Source organism: Serratia fonticola (assembly GCF_001006005.1).
Taxonomy (GTDB): Bacteria; Pseudomonadota; Gammaproteobacteria; order Enterobacterales; family Enterobacteriaceae; genus Chania; species Chania fonticola.
In genome coordinates, this window is the sequence record NZ_CP011254.1 from 3,649,863 (window position 1) to 3,674,261 (window position 24,399).

General features: G+C 51.9%; 13 protein-coding genes. 9 read left to right on the forward strand and 4 right to left on the reverse strand.

The window, feature by feature from the left end:
• Positions 1-51: 51 nt before the first annotated feature.
• Together WN53_RS16320 and WN53_RS16325 are read right to left on the reverse strand one after the other, a co-directional pair.
• Positions 52-945: a LysR family transcriptional regulator gene (locus tag WN53_RS16320; RefSeq protein ID WP_024485355.1), complete on the reverse strand. Its 894-nt coding sequence runs from the start codon at positions 943-945 to the stop codon at positions 52-54.
• Positions 946-1,006: 61 nt separating this feature from the next.
• A complete protein-coding gene (locus tag WN53_RS16325) occupies positions 1,007-2,191 on the reverse strand; it encodes an MFS transporter (RefSeq protein WP_024485354.1) in 1,185 nt (394 codons plus the stop codon).
• A gap of 550 nt (positions 2,192-2,741) precedes the next feature.
• On the opposite strand from WN53_RS16325, the gene WN53_RS16330 reads away from it, so the two are divergent.
• The 5 genes from WN53_RS16330 to WN53_RS16350 all read left to right on the forward strand — a co-directional run bounded on the left by WN53_RS16330 (position 2,742) and on the right by WN53_RS16350 (position 19,470).
• The gene (locus tag WN53_RS16330) at positions 2,742-4,019 is read left to right on the forward strand and encodes a PTS ascorbate transporter subunit IIC (protein WP_024485353.1); all 1,278 of its coding nucleotides are present in this window, start codon (positions 2,742-2,744) and stop codon (positions 4,017-4,019) included.
• 461 nt (positions 4,020-4,480) lie between these two features.
• Positions 4,481-5,128, forward strand: a complete 648-nt coding sequence (locus WN53_RS28950) for a LuxR C-terminal-related transcriptional regulator (protein ID WP_024485352.1) — start codon at positions 4,481-4,483, stop codon at positions 5,126-5,128.
• Positions 5,129-5,757: 629 nt separating this feature from the next.
• Positions 5,758-17,679, forward strand: a complete 11,922-nt coding sequence (locus WN53_RS28680) for a YadA-like family protein (RefSeq protein WP_046808109.1) — start codon at positions 5,758-5,760, stop codon at positions 17,677-17,679.
• 92 nt (positions 17,680-17,771) lie between these two features.
• The gene (locus tag WN53_RS16345) at positions 17,772-18,578 is read left to right on the forward strand and encodes an OmpA family protein (protein ID WP_024485349.1); all 807 of its coding nucleotides are present in this window, start codon (positions 17,772-17,774) and stop codon (positions 18,576-18,578) included.
• A 19-nt stretch (positions 18,579-18,597) separates the two neighbouring features.
• Positions 18,598-19,470: a hypothetical protein gene (locus tag WN53_RS16350; protein WP_037412659.1), complete on the forward strand. Its 873-nt coding sequence runs from the start codon at positions 18,598-18,600 to the stop codon at positions 19,468-19,470.
• Positions 19,471-19,516: 46 nt separating this feature from the next.
• On the opposite strand, the gene WN53_RS16355 is transcribed toward WN53_RS16350, so the two are convergent.
• Positions 19,517-20,449, reverse strand: a complete 933-nt coding sequence (locus tag WN53_RS16355; RefSeq protein WP_024485347.1) for a LysR family transcriptional regulator — start codon at positions 20,447-20,449, stop codon at positions 19,517-19,519.
• A gap of 583 nt (positions 20,450-21,032) precedes the next feature.
• Here WN53_RS16355 and WN53_RS29040 point away from each other — a divergent pair.
• The 3 genes from WN53_RS29040 (at position 21,033) to WN53_RS16370 (ending at position 23,012) form a co-directional block, all read left to right on the forward strand.
• The gene (locus tag WN53_RS29040; protein ID WP_024485346.1) at positions 21,033-21,674 is read left to right on the forward strand and encodes a helix-turn-helix transcriptional regulator; all 642 of its coding nucleotides are present in this window, start codon (positions 21,033-21,035) and stop codon (positions 21,672-21,674) included.
• A gap of 39 nt (positions 21,675-21,713) precedes the next feature.
• Entirely contained in the window at positions 21,714-22,331 is a 618-nt protein-coding gene (locus WN53_RS16365; protein WP_024485345.1) for a helix-turn-helix domain-containing protein, read from the forward strand.
• Between the two features lie 87 nt (positions 22,332-22,418).
• Positions 22,419-23,012 (forward strand): LysE family translocator, encoded by a 594-nt coding sequence (locus WN53_RS16370; protein ID WP_024485344.1) that lies wholly within the window; start codon positions 22,419-22,421, stop codon positions 23,010-23,012.
• On the opposite strand, the gene WN53_RS16375 is transcribed toward WN53_RS16370, so the two are convergent.
• Entirely contained in the window at positions 22,988-23,803 is an 816-nt protein-coding gene (locus WN53_RS16375) for an AraC family transcriptional regulator (protein ID WP_024485343.1), read from the reverse strand. The two genes, WN53_RS16370 and WN53_RS16375, sit on opposite strands and share 25 nt — an antisense overlap.
• Positions 23,804-23,881: 78 nt before the next feature.
• Here WN53_RS16375 and WN53_RS16380 point away from each other — a divergent pair, with 78 nt between their 5' ends.
• Positions 23,882-24,346 (forward strand): methyltransferase family protein, encoded by a 465-nt coding sequence (locus WN53_RS16380; protein ID WP_051346328.1) that lies wholly within the window; start codon positions 23,882-23,884, stop codon positions 24,344-24,346.
• Positions 24,347-24,399: the final 53 nt, after the last annotated feature.

Below are 24,399 nucleotides of genomic sequence, written 5' to 3' on the forward strand. Positions count from 1 at the left end.
GGATCAGAATAATATTGCGCTCAATATTACCACAAACCGCACGCAGACAGGCTAGTGGAATCGTTCTACCGCCCAGTCGATAAAGACCCGCAGTTTGGCACTGAGATGGCGGTTTGAAGGGTAAACCACATACATCTGTTCATCCGGCGGTTGCCAGTTATCCAACAGGCTGATCAGTTCGCCGTTGTCCAGATGCGGCTGTGCCATAAAACGCGGTATTTGAATGATGCCCAGGCCCGCCAATCCGGAGGCAAGATGGGCATTACTTTCATTAACGCTAACCTGGTAGCGGTGCTGGATATCGATGGTTTTGCCCTGATCGACAAATTGCAGCGGCTGAATGCGATCGTTCAGTGCGTGGCGATAGTGCGCCAACGGGTATCCCTGCTCCAGATCGCAAGGGTGCTGCGGAGTGCCGTGGCGGGCTAGGTAGGCTGGTGTTGCACAGGTCACCCATTGTAATGCGAACAACCGCCGGGCGATCAGGCTGGAGTCAGCTAAAGGACCACTGCGGATCACGCAGTCTGCGCTGTCGTTGATTAAATCGATGTTGCGATCGCCCACGCCAAGGTCGATCTGGATCTGGGGGTAGCGGGCGATAAACTCGGGTAGTGCAGGTAACAGCACCAACCGTGCGGTGGAACCTCCGGCATCAATGCGTAACACACCCTGTGGTGCGGATTGCGATTCGGTCATACAGCCTTCCATCTGCTCCAACTCCGCCAGCCATTTTACCGTGCGGCGGTAATAACATTCTCCCTCTGAAGTGACCGAAACGCTGCGGGTGGTGCGTTGGAACAGCTTGGTTTGCAGGTGGTTTTCCAGGCTCTGGATCAGTTTGGTGACGGTGGCTTTTGGCATACGCAGCGAATCGGCGGCACGAGTAAAGCCGCCGGTTTCCACCACGCGATTAAACACGCGAATAGCTAGCAGATGGTGATCCATAGCGCTCTCAATAATGTGCCCCGGCAATTTTCCGGGGCATGTTTCTCTAGGGGAATAATGATTATGGCTGCTTAACGCTAATCATGCCGCTACGTAATGACCAGCCGAACACCAGCATAGCCGAAAGGATCAGGGCACCACCGAACAGCATTGCGCTGCTGACGCCTTGCCAGTCAACCACTTCCCCGCCGAGCAATGCGCCCGAGGCCAGAGCAATCTGAATCACGCTCACCAATAAGGCTTGCCCGGCCTCCGGTGCCTGGGGTACCGCTGCAAACATCCAGTTGGTGGCACAGACTGGCACCGCGCCAAATGCTAGCCCCCAAACCAACACCATCAGGGTGGCACCAGGGATCCCGCTGAGGAAAGGGGAAACAATCAGAATGCTGGCCAGCATGGCGGTGATCAGGATAAAGGTGGCGCGCAGGCTATGTTCCGCCAACCGCTCACCCAGGAAAGTGCCAAGCAGGCCGATAGCGCCATAGGCAAGCAGTTGCAGCGAAATCGCTGAAGGGCTAAGGACAAACACCTGCTGCAACAGTGGGCGCAGGTAGGTATAGGCGGCAAAGTGCCCGACAAACAGCAACACGATGGCGATTAACCCAATACGAGCCATTGGCAGGCGCAGCGGTGATAGTAGATCGCTCGGGGTCACCGGGCGGCTTGCTGGCACCGACGTCAGCAGACGCATTTGTGCCAGCAGCACGATACCCGCTAATACTGAGCTGCCAAAGAAGGCCGCACGCCAGCCGAACAGATCGCCGATCAATGCTCCTGCGGGTACGCCACAGACGGCACCGACCGATATGCCGCTCAGGATCAGCGCGGTCGCCCGGCCTTGGCTAGCAACCGGCACCAGGTGGCGGCCATAGTTGGCGGCGAAAGACCAGAATCCCCCGACGCAGACGCCCAACAGCACACGGCCAAGCAGCATCATCGGGAAGTTCACCGCCAGCGCGGAAACCAGGTTGGAAATAATCAGCAGCGCGGACAGGCCCAGCATCAGCAACCGCCGATCGAGTCGCCCAGAGAGCAGACTTAGGACCGGTGCGGCCACGGCGGCAACCACGCCGGGGATGGTGACCATCAGGCCAGCTTTACCGGTGCTGACGTCCAGGGAAGGGGCGATGTTGGTGAGTAGCCCGATGGGCAGAAACTCGGTGGTGACCATGACAAAACAGGCGACCGTCAGCGAGAAGATCGCCAGCCACGGTGATGATGCAGGTTTATCTTTATTATTCAACATAGTAGCGCTCATCTCAGGTGAATATGCACGTCGTACGACAGCTGTACGAGTGATCGGGATCACAATTTACGTAGCAATGAGCGGCGAATAAATCCATCTGCGGTGGTTACACTGTTTCTACAGGGGAGCAATCACTTGGATCACCGGTTGGCGCGGGTTGGCGGGGTGAAGAAGGTAAAAAGACATTTTTGCATAAGCTTATGCCTCAAGTAGCTAAACCGCTGGTCTGCTCGCCAGTTAGACGCATCATGGTCAACGTTTTCACAAGGCGCCTCATCGGGTAAAACTAAAAATGAAAAGGTGTTTTACATAAATAAAACAATGTTTCATTTTTCGTGATTGAGATCTCGAATCAATCACGTACCGGGAGTAAAACAAAATCCAGCATGGTATCAATGTGCCCATCGAAGGCACATTGCTCCCTTCACCTTTCAAGCTAGAGCACCGTAGGCCAGGGCGCGTTTTGCCCTAGCAAACTGCGGCTTGGGATCTATTGGGTAACAAGAAATCCGTCCTTCCTGCATAAATAATGTAAATAATGAGGGATATCGTGGACATATTGCTTAGTTTGGTAAAAACACCATCGGTTATCATTGCGATCGTCGCTTTCCTGGGGCTGATTTTTCAACGAGCACCGATTTCAAGGATTATCACCGGGACATTGCTCTCCTTCATTGGTTTTACCATGATCAAGGTCGGTGGCAGCATTCTGATGAAAGTGCTGACCGCATTTAGTTCACTGTTTTCTAACGCATTTAACATTGTTGGCGTGGTGCCGAGCAACGAAGCGATTATGGCAGCGACCATTGATAAGCTGGGGGCAACAGCGGCGGTGATCCTGCTGTTCTCGATGGTGCTGAATATTTTGCTGGCGCGTTTTACCCGCTTTAAAAATATCTATCTTTCCCTGCATCTGGTGCTGTTTATGGCCTTTGCGCTGACGGCGGTGCTGGCCGAGCTGGGCTACAGCCATGTTGCTATCGTGACTATCGCTTCAATCTTCATTGGCTGTTATATGGCCATATCGCCGTATATATTGAGCAAGTTCAGCCGGGATATTATCGGTTCTAACGATTACGCTATTTCCCATGCGGCGATCTCCTCCTATATTATCGGTTCTTATATGGGGAAATGGTTCGGTAATAAAAAGCACGATACCGAACACGTGGTGATCAGCAACAAGTTTGACTTTATCCGTGAGCCTAACGTCGCTACGCTGTTAACGATGTTAATCCTGCTGGTCATCTCCAGCATCTTCGCCACACAACCGCAGGTTAAGGACGCCATGGCCATGGTTTATGGTGCCGGGGCTGCGGATAAAAACGTACTGATCTTTGTACTCGAACAATCGGCGATTTTCGCTTGCGGCCTGTATATGGCCAAGGCTGGCGTTAACATGTTTACCGCAGAGATCGTGCCGGCGTTCAAAGGGTTTGCCAAAGTGTTTGCCCCAGGTGCGGTGCCAGCAGTGGATGTGATGGTGCTGTTTACCAAGGCGCCTAATGCCACCCTGATCGGCTTCCTGGTCAGTTTCCTGGTGGAACTGGTCTGTATCCTGATTTTCCCGTTTATCGGTTTGCCGATTATTGTACCCGGTATTATGGCCAGCTTTATTACCGGTGGCGCAGCGGCGATATTCGGTAACGCGACCGGTGGGTTCCGTGGGGCTATCATTGCCAGTACCATCAACGGCCTGCTGTTGTGCGTGTTCCCAGCGCTGACTCTGCATCTGTTCGCTGGCCTGGGTGCCAATGGTGTGACCTTTGCCGACCCTGACTTCACCATTTCGTCGCTGCTGATCAACACCGTGTTTGGTTGGTTTAAGTAATCTCCCCCGCTAGTCCCTTCCATGCTGTAAGCATTTGCCACCCTTTCGGGGGTGGCTACCCATCATCCCGCCAATCAATGATATTAAGTTAACCAAACGTTACACTTATAGAGTAACCATGTTGTTTATACTTAAGGTCAGTGATAATAACTCCTACTTTGATTGCTATTTTATTTTTGAATTCAGAATAACAACGTGAAACCGACCATGAATCCTAATTAGCATTGAGGTGTATAAAACATACATTTTAATTATCCTTATGATTTTATTGACTAAAAATATTTTTTAGAGAATTTTCCTAGAAAGTATCAACCTTGTCTTACAGCTTATCTAAGTTTGTTCCTATCTAATAACCTCAGTCTCAAAGGGTGGTAAGACAACATCTGGCCGGAGAGCTTGGAAAAACGGGACAACCGGCGTTTCTTCAGGGCTAGGGCAGCATCAATAAAACGGACTTGATTATGAACCAGGTAAGGATTGCTTGTGTTACCAGTAACTACTATCTCAGACAGGCGTTACTGTATGTTTCATCAAGGTTAAAAAGGGAGGGTAGCTTTTTACCTGAGGTAAAGCTGGTCTTTTTTAACGACTACCGGGCCTTTAGGTCTCACTTGAATGATAACCCCTGTTACAACGGCGTTGTTATTGATAGTTGCGGTAACTTCTTTGATTTGGTCAAGCTTTTTGAAAGTCTTTCTCAGCAGTTTAGCGATGAGGAAGTGACCACCCATTGTGCTTTTCTGCATGATAAAAAATATCTGACGACGTTAATGAATGACACTCAGGATGAATCAATCGTTTGTATCGATAAGGATGTCGAGATTAACTTGTTTAGGCATCAATTCCTCGTTTTTATCAGAAGAATAGAATCAGCAATGAGCAGTAACTTACCGGCTGAGCGCTGTGGTCAGTTTCGTTGTTATGATTTTTATAAAAGAAAGTTAACTACACCAGAATTAAGTACCCTGAACGACATTATACAAGGCGTTTCTCTCGTCGATATTGCCTTGACACGTAATCGAAGTGTTAAAACGATAACCAGCCATAAGATAAACGCTTTGAAAAAATTGGGTGTGAAAAGTATGTCTGATTTATTAATCAGACGCTAATGGCGTGAAGGCCGGTTTTACATGGAGGCTAGGATCAGTGAGCGCAGTGGGTCTGAGTCGCCGCTACCAAGTTCGCACCGGTAAAGGTAATTAAACAGGGAAAAACGTATCGTTATCGATACCTTGTTGAGAATGTTCCTATGATACTTCATTACTTAACTGTAGGTTTTATCAGTGTTTTTTATAAATTAGAAAACACATTTTTACTCCCTGGTTTGCCGGTAGGGGGTTTTTTGCGTTTAATCAAGTCATCAAAGACGGCGATTAAAGGGGGCGGTAATCAATACCGGTGTGATGAATTTTATAAAAGAAGATCAACTACGTCAGAATTAAGTGCCTCGAGCGATATCAAACGAGGGCTTCACTCGACGATATCACCTTAATACGTGATTAAAGTGTTAATGCTATCACCAGCCATAAGATAAACGCCTTGAAATTTTTGGCGTAAAAAGCATGTCTGATTTGTTAGTAAGACGCTAGTAACGTGAAGGGGGATTTTACATGGAAATTAAAGTAAGTGAGCAACACCCAGGGAATCTAATCTGAGAATCAACTTTTTTGATTACACATGATTAGCATAATCACGCGAAGCAATACGCGTGCTAAATACTTTTTATTGGAACAAACTTATGAATACGATATATCGTTTAGTCTGGAGTGCCGCGCAGCAAGCCTGGGTTGTCGCCAGCGAGTTCGCGTCGGCCAAAGGCAAGGGCAAAGATGGCAGCAGTACTCGCCGTGCTCGGCGCGCACTGATGCGTGCAGGCAGTATGGCTGGTGTGTTTGCAGCGGCGCTGGTCAGTATTGAACCGGTAGAAGCCTGGACCGTTAACCCTACCAATGTTCTCAACGGTGGCACCGCAGCTTCGGATACTAACATGGCAACTAACACCGCGATTGGAAGCGGGGCTGTCGCCGATGGTACTGCTTCCTCAGGGTTAGGTCTTGCTACGGCCATCGGTAGTAATGCATCGGCGGCTGGTGAGCGGTCTACCGCTGTTGGTAATAACACTAGCGCTACCGGAGCCCGCTCTACCGCATTGGGCGACGGTTCTTCAGCCACCGGTTTATATGCAACCGCAGTCGGTTCATTGAATAATGCAGCAGGACAAGGCAGCGTGGCTATAGGGCGTGCTTCCAGCACCGGTGGCGATCAAAGTGTGGCCATCGGTTATGGTGCCCAGGCGACTTTAGCCAGCAGCGTAGCCATTGGTAATGCCGCGAAAACCTCTGGTGATTTTGGCGTTGCCATTGGTTACCAGGCACTTGCCGATCAAAGTGCTGGCACGGCGGTAGGGGACAATGCCCATGCTGCAGGCTCTGGTGGCGCTTCCGCTTATGGCTACGGTGCGTATGCTGGCGGCCAAAACTCTACCGCTCTGGGGGTATATACCTCCGCAGCTAAAACTGCTGACACTGCGGTGGGTTATTTCTCAAAAGCTAGCGGCGGCGGTAGTACCGCACTAGGTATGTCTTCAGAAAGTACCGGCGCTTATTCTCTTGCCATGGGTAACCGGGCAACGGCTTCTGGCGTGGGTGGTATTGCTGCGGGTCAATACAGTATTGCCGCAGGCAACTATAGCTTGGCGTTGGGGCAAGGTGCCCAAGCTAACGCGCTTGATGGCGTTGCCTTGGGTTACGATGTGCAAAACCAGGCCAAAGATGCCGTTGGCATCGGTACTTCTGCACGTGTTGCTACCGGGGCAGACAACAGTATTGCTGTGGGTAAAAACACCGCTGTAAGCGGTAAGAATAATGTTGCATTGGGTGCCGGTGCCGTATCAGATGGCAGCACTCTGGCAAGCGCGGCTTATAATCCAAATAGCTTGTTTACCTTGGCGGGTACTGCACCGGTAGGCGAAGTCTCTATTGGTTCAGCGGGTAATGAGCGCCGCATCATCAACGTGGCTGCGGGAGCACAAGACACCGATGCGGTTAACGTATCCCAATTGAAATCTGTCGCTTCGGGGTTGACCCATTACTACAGCGTGAATGATAACGGTGCGCAGACTACCAACTACAATAACGACGGTGCAACCGGCGCGAATGCTCTGGCCGCGGGGGCAGGGGCGGCGGCGGCTGGCGATTATGCCACGGCGGTTGGTTATAATACCTTGGCAAACGGGCCGCAAAACATTGCTATCGGTTATTCCTCGCAAGCTACTGGGAACAGTTACTCGACAGCGCTAGGCTCTGGATCCAGAGCGAATGGGAGTTATGCCACCGCTATTGGTGCCAATTCTACAGCAACCGGAAATAGTTCTATTGCGTTGGGTACAGGCAACGCAGCATACGGTGATAGCAGTATCGCCATTGGTGAACGGAATGTTATTGGCGCCACGTCAGTTGGTGGTATTGCGATAGGCGCATGGAGTAGCGTCGACAGTGACGCTGCAATTGCACTGGGTTGGAATTCTCATGCAATGTATGAACACGATGTCGCATTGGGTTCTAATTCTATTACCAGCGCCACCGTTGCAACCCCAGCGGGTGTGATCGCAGGGAAAACTTATGATTACGCCGGTATTACACCAACCAGCACCGTTAGCGTGGGTACAGTGGGGGCTGAACGTACTATCACCAACGTAGCTGCTGGCCGTGTCAGTACCACCAGCACCGATGCTATCAACGGCTCACAACTGGCAGCCACCAATCAGGCGATCGCCGACAATAAAACCCATTACTACAGCGTCAACGATAACGGTGCGCAGACTACCAACTACAATAACGACGGTGCAACCGGCGAGGGTGCTCTGGCCGCAGGTGTAGAGGCAGAAGCTTCTGGCATCTCTGCCACGGCGGTTGGTCATCAAGCCGTGGCAAGTGGGGATCACAACATTGCTATTGGTGTTTCCTCGCAAGCTACAGGGAGCAGTCTCTCGACGGCGGTAGGTTCAGGAGCCAGGGCTTTTGGGCCAAACTCCACAGCTATTGGTGCCACTTCTACAGCGACTGGAGATGGTTCTATTGCGTTGGGTACAGGTAACGCAGCATACGGTTATAGCAGTATTGCCATTGGTCAAGGGAACTTTGTTGCAGCCCAATCAGCAAATGGTATCTCGATAGGCACATGGAGTGCTGCCAGGAGAGATGGCGCTGTAGCGTTGGGTTGGTTTGCAAACGCACAGAATGAAAACGATGTTGCATTGGGTGCTAAGTCCGTTAGCGATATAACCGTTGCAACCCCAACGGGTGTAATCGCAGGAAAAACTTATGATTACGCCGGTATTGCCCCAACCAGCACCGTCAGTGTGGGTAATGTGGGCACAGAGCGTACCATTACCAACGTGGCCGCTGGGCGCGTTGACAGTACCAGTACTGATGCGGTCAATGGTTCGCAACTAGCAGCAACCAACCAGGCTATCGACGATAATAAAACCCATTACTACAGCGTCAATGACAACGGTGTACAGGGGGCCAACTATAATAACGACGGCGCAACCGGGCTGAATGCCTTGGCTGCGGGTATTGGTGCTAACGGAGCAGGCGAAGGCTCTGTGGCTATGGGTAATAATTCCCATGCTGCGGGCGAGTCTAGCCTTGCCCAAGGTGTGGGTGCGACGGCAAACGGTGAGTCTGCCGTGGCGATCGGTACCGGTGCTATTTCTCACAACGTAGGCGATGTGGCTCTGGGTGCTGGTTCTGTTACCGCTGCAGCCGTGGCGACCACCGGTGCTACCATCGGCGGCAACCCTCATGCCTTTGCAGGTACGGCGCCAACCAGCACCGTCAGCGTGGGCGATGTCGGCGCAGAACGTACCATCACCAACGTGGCGGCTGGCCGTCTGAGCGATACCAGTACCGATGCGGTGAACGGTTCACAGCTGAAAGCCACCAACGACCAGGTAGATATCAACACCACCAACATCACCAACAACACCACCGATATTAATGGGTTGAAGGATGATGCGTTGCAGTGGGATCCTTCTCTGAATGCCTACAGTGCCGACCATATGGGTAATGGTCCAGCCAAGATCACCAACGTAGCCGCGGGGGATGTGACTGACACCAGTACCGATGCAATCAACGGTTCACAGTTGAAGAAAACCAACGATCAGGTGGATATCAACACCACCAACATCGCGACCAACACCACCGATATTACCAACCTGGGCGATACCGTCACCAACATCTACAACACCGGGACCAAGTACTTCCACGCCAACTCTACCGGTACAGATTCGTCTGTATTGGGTCAGGATGCGGTGGCGATTGGTATGGGCGCGATTTCTACCCATGACAATGATGTTGCCCTGGGTGCCGGTTCTGTTACCGCCGCTACCGTGGCGACTACCGGAGCCACCATTGGTGGGAATAGCTATACCTTCGCCGGGACTACACCAACCAGCACTGTCAGCGTGGGCGATGTCGGCGCAGAACGTACCATCACCAACGTGGCCGCAGGCCGCCTGAGTGATACCAGTACCGATGCGGTGAACGGTTCACAGCTGAAAGCCACCAACGACCAGGTAGATATCAACACCACCAACATCACCAACAACACCACCGATATTAATGGGTTGAAGGATGATGCGTTGCAGTGGGATCCAGCTGCGAACGGCGGTGCGGGTGCTTACAGCGCCAACCACAAAGGCAATGGCACGTCCAAGATCACCAACGTCACAGCGGGCGATCTGACGGCTACCAGCACCGATGCGGTGAACGGTTCACAGCTGAAGGCCACCAACGATCAGGTGGACATCAACACCACCAACATCGCAACCAACACCACCGATATCACCAACCTGGGCGATACCGTAGAGAATATCTACAACACCGGGACCAAGTACTTCCACGCCAACTCTACCGGGACAGATTCGTCTGCGTTGGGTCAGGATGCGGTGGCCATCGGTATGGGCGCGATTTCTACCCATGACAATGATGTTGCCCTGGGTGCTGGTTCTGTGACTGCCGCAGCCGTAGCGACCACCGGTGCCACTATTGGTGGGAATAGCTATACCTTCGCCGGGACTGCACCAACCAGCACCGTCAGCGTGGGCGATGTCGGCGCAGAGCGTACCATCACCAACGTGGCCGCAGGCCGCCTGAGCGATACCAGTACCGATGCGGTGAACGGTTCCCAACTGAAAGCGACCAACGATCAGGTAGACATCAACACCACCAACATCACCAACAACACCACCGATATTGATGGGTTGAAGGATGATGCGTTGCAATGGGATCCGGCTGCGAACGGCGGTGCGGGTGCTTACAGCGCCAACCACAAAGGCAATGGCACGTCCAAGATCACCAACGTCACAGCGGGCGATCTGACGGCTACCAGCACCGATGCGGTGAACGGTTCACAGCTGAAGGCCACCAACGATCAGGTGGACATCAACACCACCAACATCGCAACCAACACCACCGATATCACCAACCTGGGCGATACCGTAGAGAATATCTACAACACCGGGACCAAGTATTTCCACGCCAACTCTACTGGTACAGATTCGTCTGCGCTGGGTCAGGATGCGGTGGCAATCGGTATGGGCGCGATTTCTACCCATGATAACGATGTCGCCTTGGGGGCCGGTTCTGTTACCGCCGCAGCCGTAGCGACCACCGGTGCCACCATTGGTGGGAATAGCTATACCTTCGCCGGGACTACACCAACCAGCACTGTCAGCGTGGGCGATGTCGGCGCAGAACGTACCATCACCAACGTCGCCGCAGGCCGCCTGAGTGATACCAGTACCGATGCGGTGAACGGTTCACAGCTGAAAGCCACCAACGACCAGGTAGGTATCAACACTACCAACATCACCAACAACACCACCGATATTAATGGGTTGAAGGATGATGCGTTGCAGTGGGATCCGGCCGCGAACGGCGGTGCGGGTGCTTACAGCGCCAACCACAAAGGTAATGGTACGTCCAAGATCACCAACGTTACTGCGGGCGATCTGACGGATACCAGCACCGATGCGGTGAACGGTTCACAGTTGAAAGCGACCAACGATCAGGTGGACATCAACACCACCAACATCGCGACCAACACCACCGATATCACCAACCTGGGCGATACCGTAGAGAATATCTACAACACCGGGACCAAGTACTTCCACGCCAACTCTACCGGCACTGACTCTGTGGCCTCTGGCCTGGATGCGGTAGCCATCGGTATGGGCGCGATTTCTACCCATGACAATGATGTTGCCCTGGGTGCTGGTTCTGTGACTGCTGCAGCCGTGGCGACCACCGGTGCCACTATTGGTGGGAATAGCTATACCTTCGCCGGTACGGCACCAACCAGCACTGTCAGCGTGGGTGATGTCGGCGCAGAACGTACCATCACCAACGTGGCCGCCGGTCGCCTGAGTGATACCAGTACCGATGCGGTGAACGGTTCACAGCTGAAAGCCACCAACGACCAGGTAGATATCAACACCACCGATATTAATGGGTTGAAGGATGATGCGTTGCAGTGGGATCCGGCCGCGAACGGCGGTGCAGGAGCTTACAGTGCCAACCACAAAGGCAATGGCACGTCCAAGATCACCAACGTTACTGCGGGCGATCTGACGGATACCAGCACCGACGCGGTCAATGGTTCACAGCTGAAGGCAACCAACGATCAGGTGGACATCAACACCACCAACATCGCGACCAACACCACCGATATCACCAACCTGGGCGATACCGTAGAGAATATCTACAACACCGGGACCAAGTACTTCCACGCCAACTCTACCGGGACAGATTCGTCTGCGCTGGGTCAGGATGCGGTGGCCATCGGTATGGGCGCTATTGCCAGCGCAGATGGCAGCATCGCTCTGGGGGCCGGTTCGCTGGCAGACGGCAGCACGCTGTCTCATGAAGCGTATCTGGTAGGCGGCAAAGCGAAGGGTGAAGTGAACGTTGGCGATCGTCGTCTTACCGGGCTGTCTGCCGGTGCGGACGATACGGATGCGGTCAACGTGGCACAGCTGAAAGCCACGGCAGCGGGTTCTGTCGCCGATGCGGTGATGTATGACAACAGCACCCACAACAACATCACTCTGGGTGGTAATACCTATGACAACAGCACGCACACCGGTGGTACCACTATCACCAACGTGGCTGATGGCGTAGCACCAAGCGATGCGGTGAACTTCTCACAACTGACCGAAACCAACAACAACGTGACTAACCTGGGCGATACCGTTACCAACCTGGGCGACACTATTACCAATATCAACGACCACGGCACCAAGTACTTCCATGCTAATTCTACCGGCACAGATTCATCTGCGCTGGGTCAGGATTCCGTGGCGATTGGTATGGGCGCTATCTCGACGCATGACAACGATGTGGCACTGGGTGCAGGTTCTAAAACGACAGCAGCAGTCGGAACTGCTGGGACTACCATCAACGGTGACAAGTACACCTTTGCTGGGACTACCCCAAGCAGCACCGTCAGCGTGGGTGATGTCGGCGCAGAACGTACCATCACTAACGTGGCCGCAGGTCGTCTGAATGCGGACAGTACTGATGCGGTGAACGGTTCACAGCTGTTTGCGACTAACCAGTCTATCGATACGCTGGGTACGCAGGTTGAGACCAACACCACCAATATCGCGACCAATACCACCAACATCGCCAACAACACCACGAATATTGCGGGTAACACCAACAATATTAATGAGTTGAAGGATGATGCGTTGCAGTGGGATCCGGCCGCGAACGGCGGTGCAGGAGCTTACAGTGCCAACCACAAAGGCAATGGCCCGGCCAAGATCACCAACGTAGCTGCGGGTGACCTGACGGATACCAGCACCGACGCGGTCAATGGTTCACAGCTGAAAGCGACCAACGATCAGCTGGACATTAACACCACCAACATCGCGGGTAACACCACAGCGATCACCAACCTGGGCGATACCGTAGACAACATCTACAACACCGGGACCAAGTACTTCCATGCCAACTCTACCGGCACGGACTCTGTGGCCTCGGGTCTGGATGCGGTAGCCATCGGTATGGGTGCTATCGCCAGTGCCGATGGCAGCATCGCTCTGGGTGCCGGTTCGCTGGCAGACGGCAGCACCTTGTCTCATGAAGCGTACCTGGTCGGCGGCACAGCGAAAGGTGAAGTGAACGTAGGAGATCGTCGTATTACCGGGCTGTCTGCCGGTGCAGACGATACGGATGCGGTCAACGTGGCACAGCTGAAAGCCACAGCTGCGGGTTCTGTCGCCGATGCGGTGATGTATGACAACAGCACCCACAACAACATTACCCTAGGTGGCAATACTTACGACAACAGTACGCACACCGGTGGTACCACTATCACTAACGTGGCGGATGGCGTAGCGCCAAGCGATGCGGTGAACTATTCACAGCTGACCGAAACCAATAACCAGGTAACGACGAACACCACCAACATCGCCAACAACACCACCAACATTAATGGGTTGAAGGATGATGCCCTGCAGTGGGATGCGTCTCTGAATGCCTACAGCGCCGACCATATGGGCAACGGCCCGGCCAAGATCACCAACGTAGCTGCGGGTGACCTGACGGATACCAGCACCGACGCGGTCAATGGTTCACAGCTGAAAGCGACCAACGATCAGGTGGATATCAACACCACCAATATCGCGGGTAACACCACAGCTATCACCAACCTGGGCGATACCGTAGAGAATATCTACAACACCGGGACCAAGTACTTCCATGCCAACTCTACCGGCACGGACTCTGTGGCCTCTGGTCTGGATGCGGTAGCAATTGGTATGGGCGCTATTGCCAGTGCCGATGGCAGCATCGCTCTGGGTGCCGGTTCGCTGGCAGATGGCAGCACCTTGTCTCATGAAGCGTACCTGGTAGGCGGCACAGCGAAGGGTGAAGTGAACGTGGGCGATCGTCGTATTACCGGGCTGGCTGCCGGTGCAGACGATACGGACGCGGTCAACGTGGCACAGCTGAAACAGGTTGCCACTGAATCGGTTGCCGATGCGGTGATGTATGACAACAGCACCCACAACAACATCACTCTGGGTGGCGACACCTACGACAACAGCACCCACACCGGTGGCACTACTATCACCAACGTGGCTGATGGCGTAGCGCCAAGCGATGCGGTGAACTTCTCACAACTGACCGAAACCAACAACAGCGTCACCAACCTGGGCGACACCGTTAATAACATCTACACCACCGGGACCAAGTACTTCCACGCCAACTCCACCGGTACGGATTCTGTAGCCTCGGGTCTGGATGCGGTAGCCATCGGCATGGGCGCTATTGCCAGTGCGGATAACAGCATTGCCTTGGGCGCAGGTTCTCTGGCCAACGGCAGCACCTTGTCTCACCAGGCGTATCTGGTCGGTGGGACTGCGAAGGGTGAAGTGAACGTGGGTAATCGCCGTATTACCGGGGTGGCTGCTGGTGCAGACGCAACGGATGCGGTGAACGTGGAGCAGTTGGCCGCCGTAGTGAACCATTATTACAGCTTTAATGATGCGGGCACTCACGATATCAACTACGACAACGCTGGCGCGACAGGGGCCAACTCAATTGCTGCAGGTATCAACGCCGCAGCGAGAGGAGACGGATCGGTTGCTACTGGTGTGGCTGCAATGGCAAATGGGAGCCATTCAATCAGCCTGGGCTACGGCACCGTCGTTAATGGTGCACGCTCGGCGGCGATTGGTGATCCAACCGTGGTCAACGGTGATGACAGCTATTCACTGGGTAACGACAACCTTATTGACTCCAACAAAGTCTTTGTTGTCGGTAGTAACGTGAAAGTCGACGCCGGATTGGATGGAGCGGTCGTGCTGGGCGATAGCTCTACGGCCAGCGCTGCTGTGGCAACGACGGGTGTGACCCTCAACGGTAAAGACTATGCCTTCGCCGGGACTACACCGACCAGTTCGGTCAGCGTAGGAGCTGTGGGCGCAGAACGGACTATCACCAACGTGGCCGCAGGCCGTCTGAATGGTGACAGCACCGATGCGGTGAACGGTTCACAACTGTTTGCCACCAACCAGGCGATCGATGGCCTGCAAGGCGGCAGCGTTCAGTATGATAAGCATACTGACGGCACGGTGAACTACAACAACGTAACGTTGGGTGGCGACACCTACGACAACAGCACCCACACCGGTGGCACCACTATCACCAACGTGGCGGATGGTAAGGCACCAAGCGACGCGGTTAACTTCTCGCAGTTGACCGAAACCAACAACAACGTGACCAATCTGGGCGATACCGTTACCAACCTGGGTGACACTGTTACCAACCTCGGCGATACCGTTACCAACATCAACGACCACGGCACCAAGTACTTCCACGCCAACTCAACTGGCACGGATTCTGTGGCTTCGGGGATTGATGCAGTGGCAATCGGTATGGGCGCAGTGGCCAGTGCTGACGGCAGCGTTGCTTTGGGCGCAGGTTCTCTGGCCGATGGCAGCACGCTGGCACATGAAGCCTACCTGGTAGGTGGCACAGCGAAGGGGGAAGTGAACGTGGGCGATCGTCGTATTACCGGGTTGGCTGCCGGTGCTGACGACGCGGATGCGGTCAACGTGGCACAACTGAAACAGGTTGCCACTGAATCGGTTGCCGATGTTGTTAAATATGACAACAGTACCCACAACAACATCACCTTGGATGGCAACACTTACGACAACAGCACGCATACCGGTGGTACCACCATCACTAACGTGGCGGACGGTAAGGCACCAAGCGATGCGGTGAACTATTCACAGCTGACCGAAACCAACACCAACATCACCAACCTGGGTGATACCGTTACCAACATCAACAACAAGGGCACCAAGTACTTCCACGCCAACTCTACCGGCACGGATTCTGTCGCCACGGGCATTGATGCAGTAGCAATCGGTATGGGCGCAGTCGCCAGTGCTGATGGCAGTATCGCTTTGGGCGCAGGTTCTCTGGCCAACGGCAGCACTTTGTCTCACCAGGCGTATCTGGTTGGCGGGACTGCGAAGGGTGAAGTGAACGTGGGCGATCGTCGTATTACCGGGCTGTCTGCCGGTGCGGACGATGCAGATGCGGTGAACGTCGCGCAGCTGAAACAAGTGACCTCCGGTGCGGTTGCCGATGCGGTGATGTATGACAACAGCACCCATAACAACATTACCCTGGGCGGCACCACTTACGACAACAGCACGCACACCGGCGGTACCACCATCACTAACGTGGCGGACGGTAAAGCACCAAGCGACGCGGTTAACTACTCTCAATTGACCGAGACCAATAACCAGGTGGCCATCAACACCACCAATATCACTAACAACACCAATGACATTAATGGGTTGAAGGATGATGCGTTGCAGTGGGATGCCAAAGCCAACGGGGGCAAAGGGGCTTACAGTGCCAACCATATGGGTAATGGCCCTGCCAAGATCACCTACGTCGCTGCAGGGGATATTAGTGCCACCAGTACCGATGCGGTGAACGGTTCGCAGCTGTTTGGCTTGCAGACTGAAATCACCAACATCACTAACAATGGGGTCAAGTACTTCCACGCCAACTCAACGGCGGCTGACTCCAAAGCTGTGAGCGCCGAGTCAATTGCGGTGGGGGGTAATGCACAAGCTTCCGGTGTGAGTTCCATCGCCATGGGCAGCAATGCTCAGACCAGCACTGACCATTCAGTGGCTATCGGTGGTTCAAGCAGCGTGACCGGTAAGACCGGTACGGCAATTGGCGATGGTGCCATCGTAACGGCGGATAACGCTGTGGCGCTGGGGGCTGGATCGGTTGCGGATCGGATGAACTCGGTTTCTGTGGGCTCCAAAGGTAAGGAACGCCAGATCACCAACGTGGCTGCGGGTACTGAGGATACCGATGCGGTGAACCTGGCTCAGTTGAAGCAGGTATCGGGTGATATCACCAATATCGACAACTCAGTGAAGCAGAACAGCACGGATATCACCAATATCCAAAACGGTACCGACGGCATGTTCCAGGTTAAGAATACTGACAACCTGCCGAAACCGAGTGTGACGGGTAATAACTCGGTTGCCGGTGGTGCGGGCTCCAAAGCGTCGGGTAACAACAGCATGGCGGTGGGCACGTCGTCCACAGCCTCTGGTGCCAACTCAGTCGCGTTGGGTAACGGGTCTTCTGCCACTGCGGAGAACTCGGTCGCTCTGGGTTCTGGCTCGGTAGCGGATAGAACCAACAGCGTGTCTGTCGGTTCTGCCGGTAACGAACGTCAGATCACCAACGTGGCAGCCGGTACCAAAGGCACGGATGGCGTTAACGTCAACCAGTTGACCAGCGGTATCAACGAGTCGAAAGAGTATACCAACAGCAAGTTTAGCGACCTGAAAAACCAGGTTGATAAGCAAAACGACAAGTTGGAAGGCGGGATTGCCGGTGCGATGGCGATGGCAAGTATGCCACAGCCATACTCAGCAGGGGCCAGCATGTTCAGCATGGGTGGCGCCAGCTACGGTAGCCAGGGTGCAGTAGCAATGGGTGTGTCAACCATTTCCGACAACGGCAAGTGGGTGACCAAACTGCAAGGGACCACGACCACGCAAGGGGATGTAGGTGTCGCAGTAGGGGTAGGTTATCAATGGTAAAACGTTAATTTAATCGATAACCGTAATGTACAAGCTCTGGTGGCGGCAACGTCACCAGAGCAACAGTAAAAACTCTTAAACTAGGCGGACTTATGTTTTCTTTTTCCAAAAGCGCTCGTGTGGTTCTGGCGGCAGCCATTGTGCTCTCCATGTCGGGATGTACTCGTAGTATCAGCCAGGTAGACAATGCCGGGCATACCGCAAACCCGGTTTTCCCGCAGATGGACAACGCAACCCGTAAAGAGGGGAGCTACGTCAATCTGGATAACCTCAATATGATCAAGCCGGGCATGACCAAAAACCAACTCTATCAACTGATCGGTGCGCCTCATTTCTCTGAGGGGGTATTCGGTGTGAAAGAGTGGGATTACATTCTGAAGTTCAGAATGGCCAGCGGTAATGATTTGGTTTGTCAGTACAAAGTGGTGTTCGATCAGGATCTGATCGCGCAGTCCTTCTTCTTCCAACCAGAAAACTGCCTGGAAAAATTGAAGGCGGCTCCAACTGTCGTGAAGCATGAGGCTCCATCTTCACCGGTGACTTTCAATGCCAACATGCTGTTTGGTTTTAACAGCGCGGTATTGTCGGCGGCAGGGGTTAATGAACTGACGGGGTTTGCGAACAAAATCAAGCAAACCAACCTGAATGAAAAGAGCATCATCATTATCGGCCATACCGATCGTCTGGGTAGCAAAGCTTATAATCAGCAGCTTTCCTTAAAGCGTGCCGAATCTGTGCGCGATCTGTTGGTGTCAAACGGCATCAGCCGTCAGATTATTCAGGTGGAGGGGGCAGGAGCCTCCGAGCCGTTAGTCGCTTGCCCAGGCAAAAAATCGGCGAAAGTGGTTGAGTGTTTGGCACCTAACCGCCGGATCGTGATTGAGTTCACCAGCAAATAAGCTATTCAGGACAGATAAGATGAAATCGAAATTTTTAGCCAGGTCTGCCGTATTATTACTAGCCAGCGTTTGGGGTTTTAGTGCTCAGGCAGCGAGCAGGGATTATGTTGTTTCTTATCCTAGTTCATCATTAATCAGCGAAACGCTGCTGGAAATGACGCCATCGGTCAATAATGAGCGTAATGACCTGATGATGAAGCTGGTGTGCGATCTGGCTAGAAATGAGAAGAGTCAGGCTGAGGTAGACACTTATCTGCAAAGAAACGGTGTCGACGTCAGCCAAATTCCAGCCAGCGGAAATGCCTTGTCGTTATTGGTGAATGGTGAAACTCAGAAACAGAAAGCCGCGTGTGCCAGCTATATTGCCACCTCGGTGATCCTGCCTGGGGATAACAAATACTTGTACCAAGGGGTTAATGTTGCCAATAAAGACAAAACCCTCAGCGTGAAACAAGAGGTTGACCAGGATAAGCTTAATCAGGTTATGCGTACCCGGATGGCAATTGCCGAAGCCAATGCAGAGTTTTATTCGTTGATGGGCAATGCCTTGGCTGACAAGGGGAATATGAGTTACGCCGCGTATAAAAACCAGATTTTCGACATGTTTACCGAATTGGCTCCGTTCTACCTGGATCGTGTTAAGCAGCTGTATGGTGGCAAGAAGGGGGATATTACCGTACTCAGCCTGTCAAACAGTGATTACCGCGTGATGGATGACAAGGGTTACGTGATGTCTTTCTCCCAGGGGGCGTTTGAGCTGGAAGTTAAAGGCATTACCTGGTTTGGCAATGGCAAGCTGCTAGGTAAAGACTACTATCTTGATGTGCCCTACTTTAGCCGCGCGGCGACTAATGCCGAACCTAAAGGTAAGGCATCCAAAAAACGTAAGTGATCTCTATCTTATCGAGGGGCCCAGTGGTTAACCACCGAGCCCCTTTCTATATCCCTGTCATAATATTGATAATGTCATTCAGCACCGGATCATCGCGATCGTTTCTGTGGATATGACAATAGAGGGCGTATTTATCATTGTCGAAAATATTGCAATCCAAGGATTGCATTGAGAATAAGTCACAAAATAAAGGGGCGACAAACTCAGGGACAATGGTGATGGCATCTGAGTGCGAAGTGTGCAAAACCGCATTAATCAGTGAGTCACTCAGGTAGGTTCTGCGGATGCTTTTTTCCGTGAACCAGGCGAGTAAGGGATTTTCTGCCGAATTCACACCGTCACGACTCATCCAACCAAATTTTTTTTCCTGCGCCAACTGCTCCATGCCAGACTTATTATTGATCCTTGGATGATCATTTCTAAATAATGCCACTAGTTTGATCGCAGGTAAGGGTTTTTTTACGATGGACCGGTCATTGCCCAGATGAAACCCTATATCCATATCGATCTGTTTGCTTCTTAACTGCTCCAGACATTGTTCCGCATCATTAGGGTATGAGTAGAACTCAAAGGTATAGCCATTTTGATATTTTTCATCATTAAGTATTTGATGTGATAGCCAAAAATCAAATATTGAGTTAGTTCTAATACGGATGGTTCTTATCTGTGATGAAGAGGTGGAGTTGCCTCCAAGATCGAGTGTCTTCAGCGTTGCATTCAGTTCATCGAGCAGTGGCTGGGTGTTGTTGTAGAGGTTCATTGCCAATAGTGTCGGTTTGACACCGCTGCTGGTGCGGATCACGATAGGATCAGAGAAATGCTCTCTGAGTTTGTTGAGCGCGTAGCTGATAGATGAGCTACTGAGCCCAAGCCGCTCCGCGGCTAGTGTGGCACTGCCTGTTTCTATCACGCTGCTCAAGATGGTTAACAGATTTAAGTCTAATCTAGGATTTTTTTCATCGTTCATATTGTGAGTCATGGACCTTAACCTTGTTATCGCTTGCCAGAGAGTGGGTCTATCCCTTTACCAACTGTGCTTCCCGCCATCTTGTTACGGCGTCTTCAAGTATAGTATTGAAGTGAGTGACTTTTAGAAATGTTTACTTACATCAAAAGACATCTGTTAGCTGATTGAAAATTTCAGATTCAGCTGAAAGTATAGGCGGGTAGCGGAAGGGAGACGTCAGGACTAGCAGTCATTATGTCTAACATATTTATGTGAAAATCGTAGAAACAGGGACGTGCGAATCATTATTGATATGTAATCAGGAAGGTTCTTAGGGTATTTCTTTCATAATACCATGATTTATAATGATTTTTAAAAAATCAAAAAACACATTTTTACTCCCTGGTTTGCCGTGAAGGTGTCTTGCGCGTTTAATGACGTTATCAAGCACGTTGGGTAACTGCAATTTTATTTATGGGATTTTTCCTATTTTTAATAAATGTATTCTTAATGACTCTTTTGACGCATTAAGAGATAGTGTTAAAAATGAAGGAAAATTCTCAATAAAATTTCCTCGTTAGCCGGGATGCGCAGTTTTACGTAAAATGGAAAGATGATGTTAAATATTATCATGTTTAGTGATTGTGAACTCATTCGTTATGCATTTAATAAATTAGTTGATGATTTAGTCTCATCAAATAAATATCTTGGTAAAGAAGTTAACATCACTCTGTGTAAAAGCATTTCCAGCGTGACGGATGAAGTCATACAAAAAGAGAACTCCATGGTGATTTTAGACGTGGATGATATTTTTTATTCCGATCGTATTGACTTCATTAATAAACTAAAGGGCAATAATCAGGGGAGTGTTATCGTTACGTTATGTAAAGATGATGATGCGAGCGATAATTATCAACTGCTATCACTTTTTTCTGATGTTGTCTTGAAGAAAAAATCGGATGTTGAAACTATTACGCGTACCATAGAAAAGTTGTTGACTAAAATGGATAACCCGTATAGCGAACTTCATAATGTCATCAGCCATATAGGGAATATGCGTTTCTTCGCACTGACCAAAAGAGAGAATGACATTCTGAAAAGAATTCTCTCCGGCATGAAGAACAAGGAAATTGCTGATGAGTTATTTATTAGCAGTAAAACGGTGGGCACGCACCGCTCTAATATCTATAGCAAGTTTCATGTTAGAACCATTACCGAACTTTATTTCAAATTGAAATCAGATTCATTGATTAGGTAGTCAGGGATGTGATGCTGTTACTAGTCCGTGAGGGGTAAAATGAATAACCTGATGCTCATCAGTGGTTGCCAGTACTTATTGCTGGGGCTTAGATGTTTGTATGAACAGAAAACCGAAAGTAGCGGAAGATGTCTGGAATACCATTCGTTAAAAGCCTGTGACGAGTACAACCTTGAAAACACGGTGGTGATCGTTGATATTCGGGATAATTACTTTGAATCATTCCGTTTGCTGCAGGTTTTTCGTTGTAAAAATCCCGAAGCAAAAATCATCGTGATATTATCCTGCCATTCAAGTATTTACTTTAAATTGACCAGTAATGGGCTTGCCAACGGCATTGCGACGATCAGAGATCCCATTGATGAATTGATTGGACTAATCTTCGCCGTATCCAGCAGTGAAAGTTTGATAACCAAAGCCATCTCGCAGGAGAGAGAAAGCTCCACCTATGACCGCGTGGAAAAGATCTCCATGACGCCTTGTGAAATCACGGTGTTTGATTCCGTGATGAAAGGGGTCAGCTTGTCGACACTGGCCTGCCTGGATGGCAGAAGCATTAAAACACTCAGTCATCATAAACGTAACCTGATGAGAAAGTTCGGTATTATTACCAATATGGAGCTTTATCGCCTGGCAAAGGACCAACTGAGAATTTGATGGCCTCGTTAGGGTAATTTCCTTCAATACTCCCCCGTGGTAACCCGGCACGCTGGCACCTGTAATTATCTTCTACAGGTGCTGACTATGACGCTTTACCTCTCTATGGCCGCTTTTGCGTTGGCCTCCTCTATTACTCCTGGTCCGGTAAACATCGTGGCACTTAGCTGTGGCGCGCAGTTTGGCTTTACGACCAGCCTGCGGCATGTGACCGGTGCGACCTTGGGTTTCACGTTATTGCTGGTGTCGGTTGGCTTGGGAATGCATGAAGTGCTTACCTTATGGCCGGGGCTGACCACCGTGATCCTCTGGGGCGGCGTAGCCTTTCTGCTCTATATGGCCTATCAGCTTGCAGCGGATGACGGGACACTAAGCCAGGGCAATCGGCAACAAACTCCCTCTTATTGGTATGGTGCCTTGCTGCAATTGCTGAACCCCAAGGCTTGGCTGGCTTCTGTTGCCAGTATGGGAGCCTTTGTCGGTGATGGGGAGATGCATCTGCTGTGGCAATTTGCTGCGCTCTACTTTGTGATTTGCTACCTGTCGATAGCCTGTTGGGCCTACGCTGGGGCGATGCTTAGCGGCCTGTTGCAACGGGCGCACAATCTGCGCCGCTTTAACCGTTTGATGGCGCTGCTGCTGGCGTTCAGCGCCTGTTACTTGCTGGCCGAAGGGATCTGATACTGGCCGGGGGTGGCTGCCAGCAACTGCTTGAAGGTGCGCTGAAAGTGCGCCTGATCGGCAAAACCGCTTTCGTTGGCGGCGGCCGCAATGGATAAGCCCTGTTTCAGTAGCCGCTGGCCGTGCTGCACGCGCTGATTGACCAGGTAGGCATGAGGAGTCATGCCGTAGCGCTTCTTGAAAGCGCGGATCAGATAAGAAGGGGAGAGGGCCGACGCTTGGCAGATCGCCTCCAACGTCAGCGACTGGGTACAATGAGCACGGATAAACGCCGCAGCCATTTCCAATTTAGGGGTCATATCCTGCTGTAAAACCGGAGACTCGCCAAGTAACTGCGGCAGGTTACTGAAGTAATCCACCAGGGCGATCTGCTTTTCCAGATGGCAACAGAGTGGATCGGTCAGTACCCCATACAGTTGATTCAGGCCGCTAAACAGCGCCTTATCCTGGCTGATAATCTGCTTGAATGGCACAAAGCCGCTGCTAGGGTCCTGCTGTAGCGTTGCCAACCAGTGCTGGTCGATATAAAACATGGTATAGGCCCAACGCTGGTCACCAATGGGGTTGCAGCCGTGCGCCTGCTGCGGGTTGATGATCACCACGTCACCGGTTTTAACCTGTAGGTGCTGGTCGCCGTTAACATAGGTGCTGGTGCCGGCGGTGATGGTACCAATACAGAAGAACTCGTGGCTATGCAGCGCATAACAGAGCTTGCGGCCATCTTCGACGTGGCGGGCCTCAACGAACGGCAGGCGTTCATCACGCCAGAACTGTGGGGCATATTGGCTCATGGTCTCTTCTCTGGCGTTGTTACGGGGAGAGCTTGTTATAGCGCAAATAGCATTGCGTGGTCGAGAGGGAGCAAGAAAATGGTAGCGTGGTTGCAGCGGTTAGTTTTGCCGCCGATGGTGATGGCAGTTTGTGCTGCGGGGATGACGGCAACCCGCTGGCTAGCCGAGGAGGGCTGGCAAGATAACCGGGTTATGCTCTGGACTGCTGGTGCATTAGCGGTGGCTTCCGTGCTAATTATGTTTAGTGCCAGTTATGCTTTTCACCGGGCTGGCACCACGTTGCATCCACAAAAATTTCAGCAGGTCAGCGCGTTGCTGGTTAACGGCGTTTTCCGTTTCAGCCGTAATCCGGTGTATCTAGGGCAGGTCCTGCTGTTGGCGGCTTGGGGACTGTTGCTGGGAGGTATCGGCGTCTGGTTATGGTGGGGGTTATTTTTTGCCTATCTGGATCGCGTGCAGATCCCGCGTGAAGAGACGTTCCTACGAGCCAACTTTGGGCAAGACTACGATGTGTTTTGCCGCCGGGTAAGGCGTTGGCTTTGAGTAGTTATTCCAGCCAGCAGGCCCCTCACCCCAACCCTCTCCCACAGGGAGAG

What these genes read in the sequence shown, in the direction of transcription:
- WN53_RS16320 (WP_024485355.1), bottom strand. Translation starts at nt 945, where the DNA reads ATGGATCACCATCTGCTAGCTATTCGCGTGTTTAATCGCGTGGTGGAA.
- WN53_RS16325 (WP_024485354.1), bottom strand. Translation starts at nt 2,191, where the DNA reads ATGTTGAATAATAAAGATAAACCTGCATCATCACCGTGGCTGGCGATC.
- WN53_RS28950 (WP_024485352.1), top strand. Translation starts at nt 4,481, where the DNA reads ATGAACCAGGTAAGGATTGCTTGTGTTACCAGTAACTACTATCTCAGA.
- WN53_RS28680 (WP_046808109.1), top strand. Translation starts at nt 5,758, where the DNA reads ATGAATACGATATATCGTTTAGTCTGGAGTGCCGCGCAGCAAGCCTGG.
- WN53_RS16345 (WP_024485349.1), top strand. Translation starts at nt 17,772, where the DNA reads ATGTTTTCTTTTTCCAAAAGCGCTCGTGTGGTTCTGGCGGCAGCCATT.
- WN53_RS16350 (WP_037412659.1), top strand. Translation starts at nt 18,598, where the DNA reads ATGAAATCGAAATTTTTAGCCAGGTCTGCCGTATTATTACTAGCCAGC.
- WN53_RS16355 (WP_024485347.1), bottom strand. Translation starts at nt 20,449, where the DNA reads ATGACTCACAATATGAACGATGAAAAAAATCCTAGATTAGACTTAAAT.
- WN53_RS29040 (WP_024485346.1), top strand. Translation starts at nt 21,033, where the DNA reads ATGTTAAATATTATCATGTTTAGTGATTGTGAACTCATTCGTTATGCA.
- WN53_RS16365 (WP_024485345.1), top strand. Translation starts at nt 21,714, where the DNA reads ATGAATAACCTGATGCTCATCAGTGGTTGCCAGTACTTATTGCTGGGG.
- WN53_RS16370 (WP_024485344.1), top strand. Translation starts at nt 22,419, where the DNA reads ATGACGCTTTACCTCTCTATGGCCGCTTTTGCGTTGGCCTCCTCTATT.
- WN53_RS16375 (WP_024485343.1), bottom strand. Translation starts at nt 23,803, where the DNA reads ATGAGCCAATATGCCCCACAGTTCTGGCGTGATGAACGCCTGCCGTTC.
- WN53_RS16380 (WP_051346328.1), top strand. Translation starts at nt 23,882, where the DNA reads ATGGTAGCGTGGTTGCAGCGGTTAGTTTTGCCGCCGATGGTGATGGCA.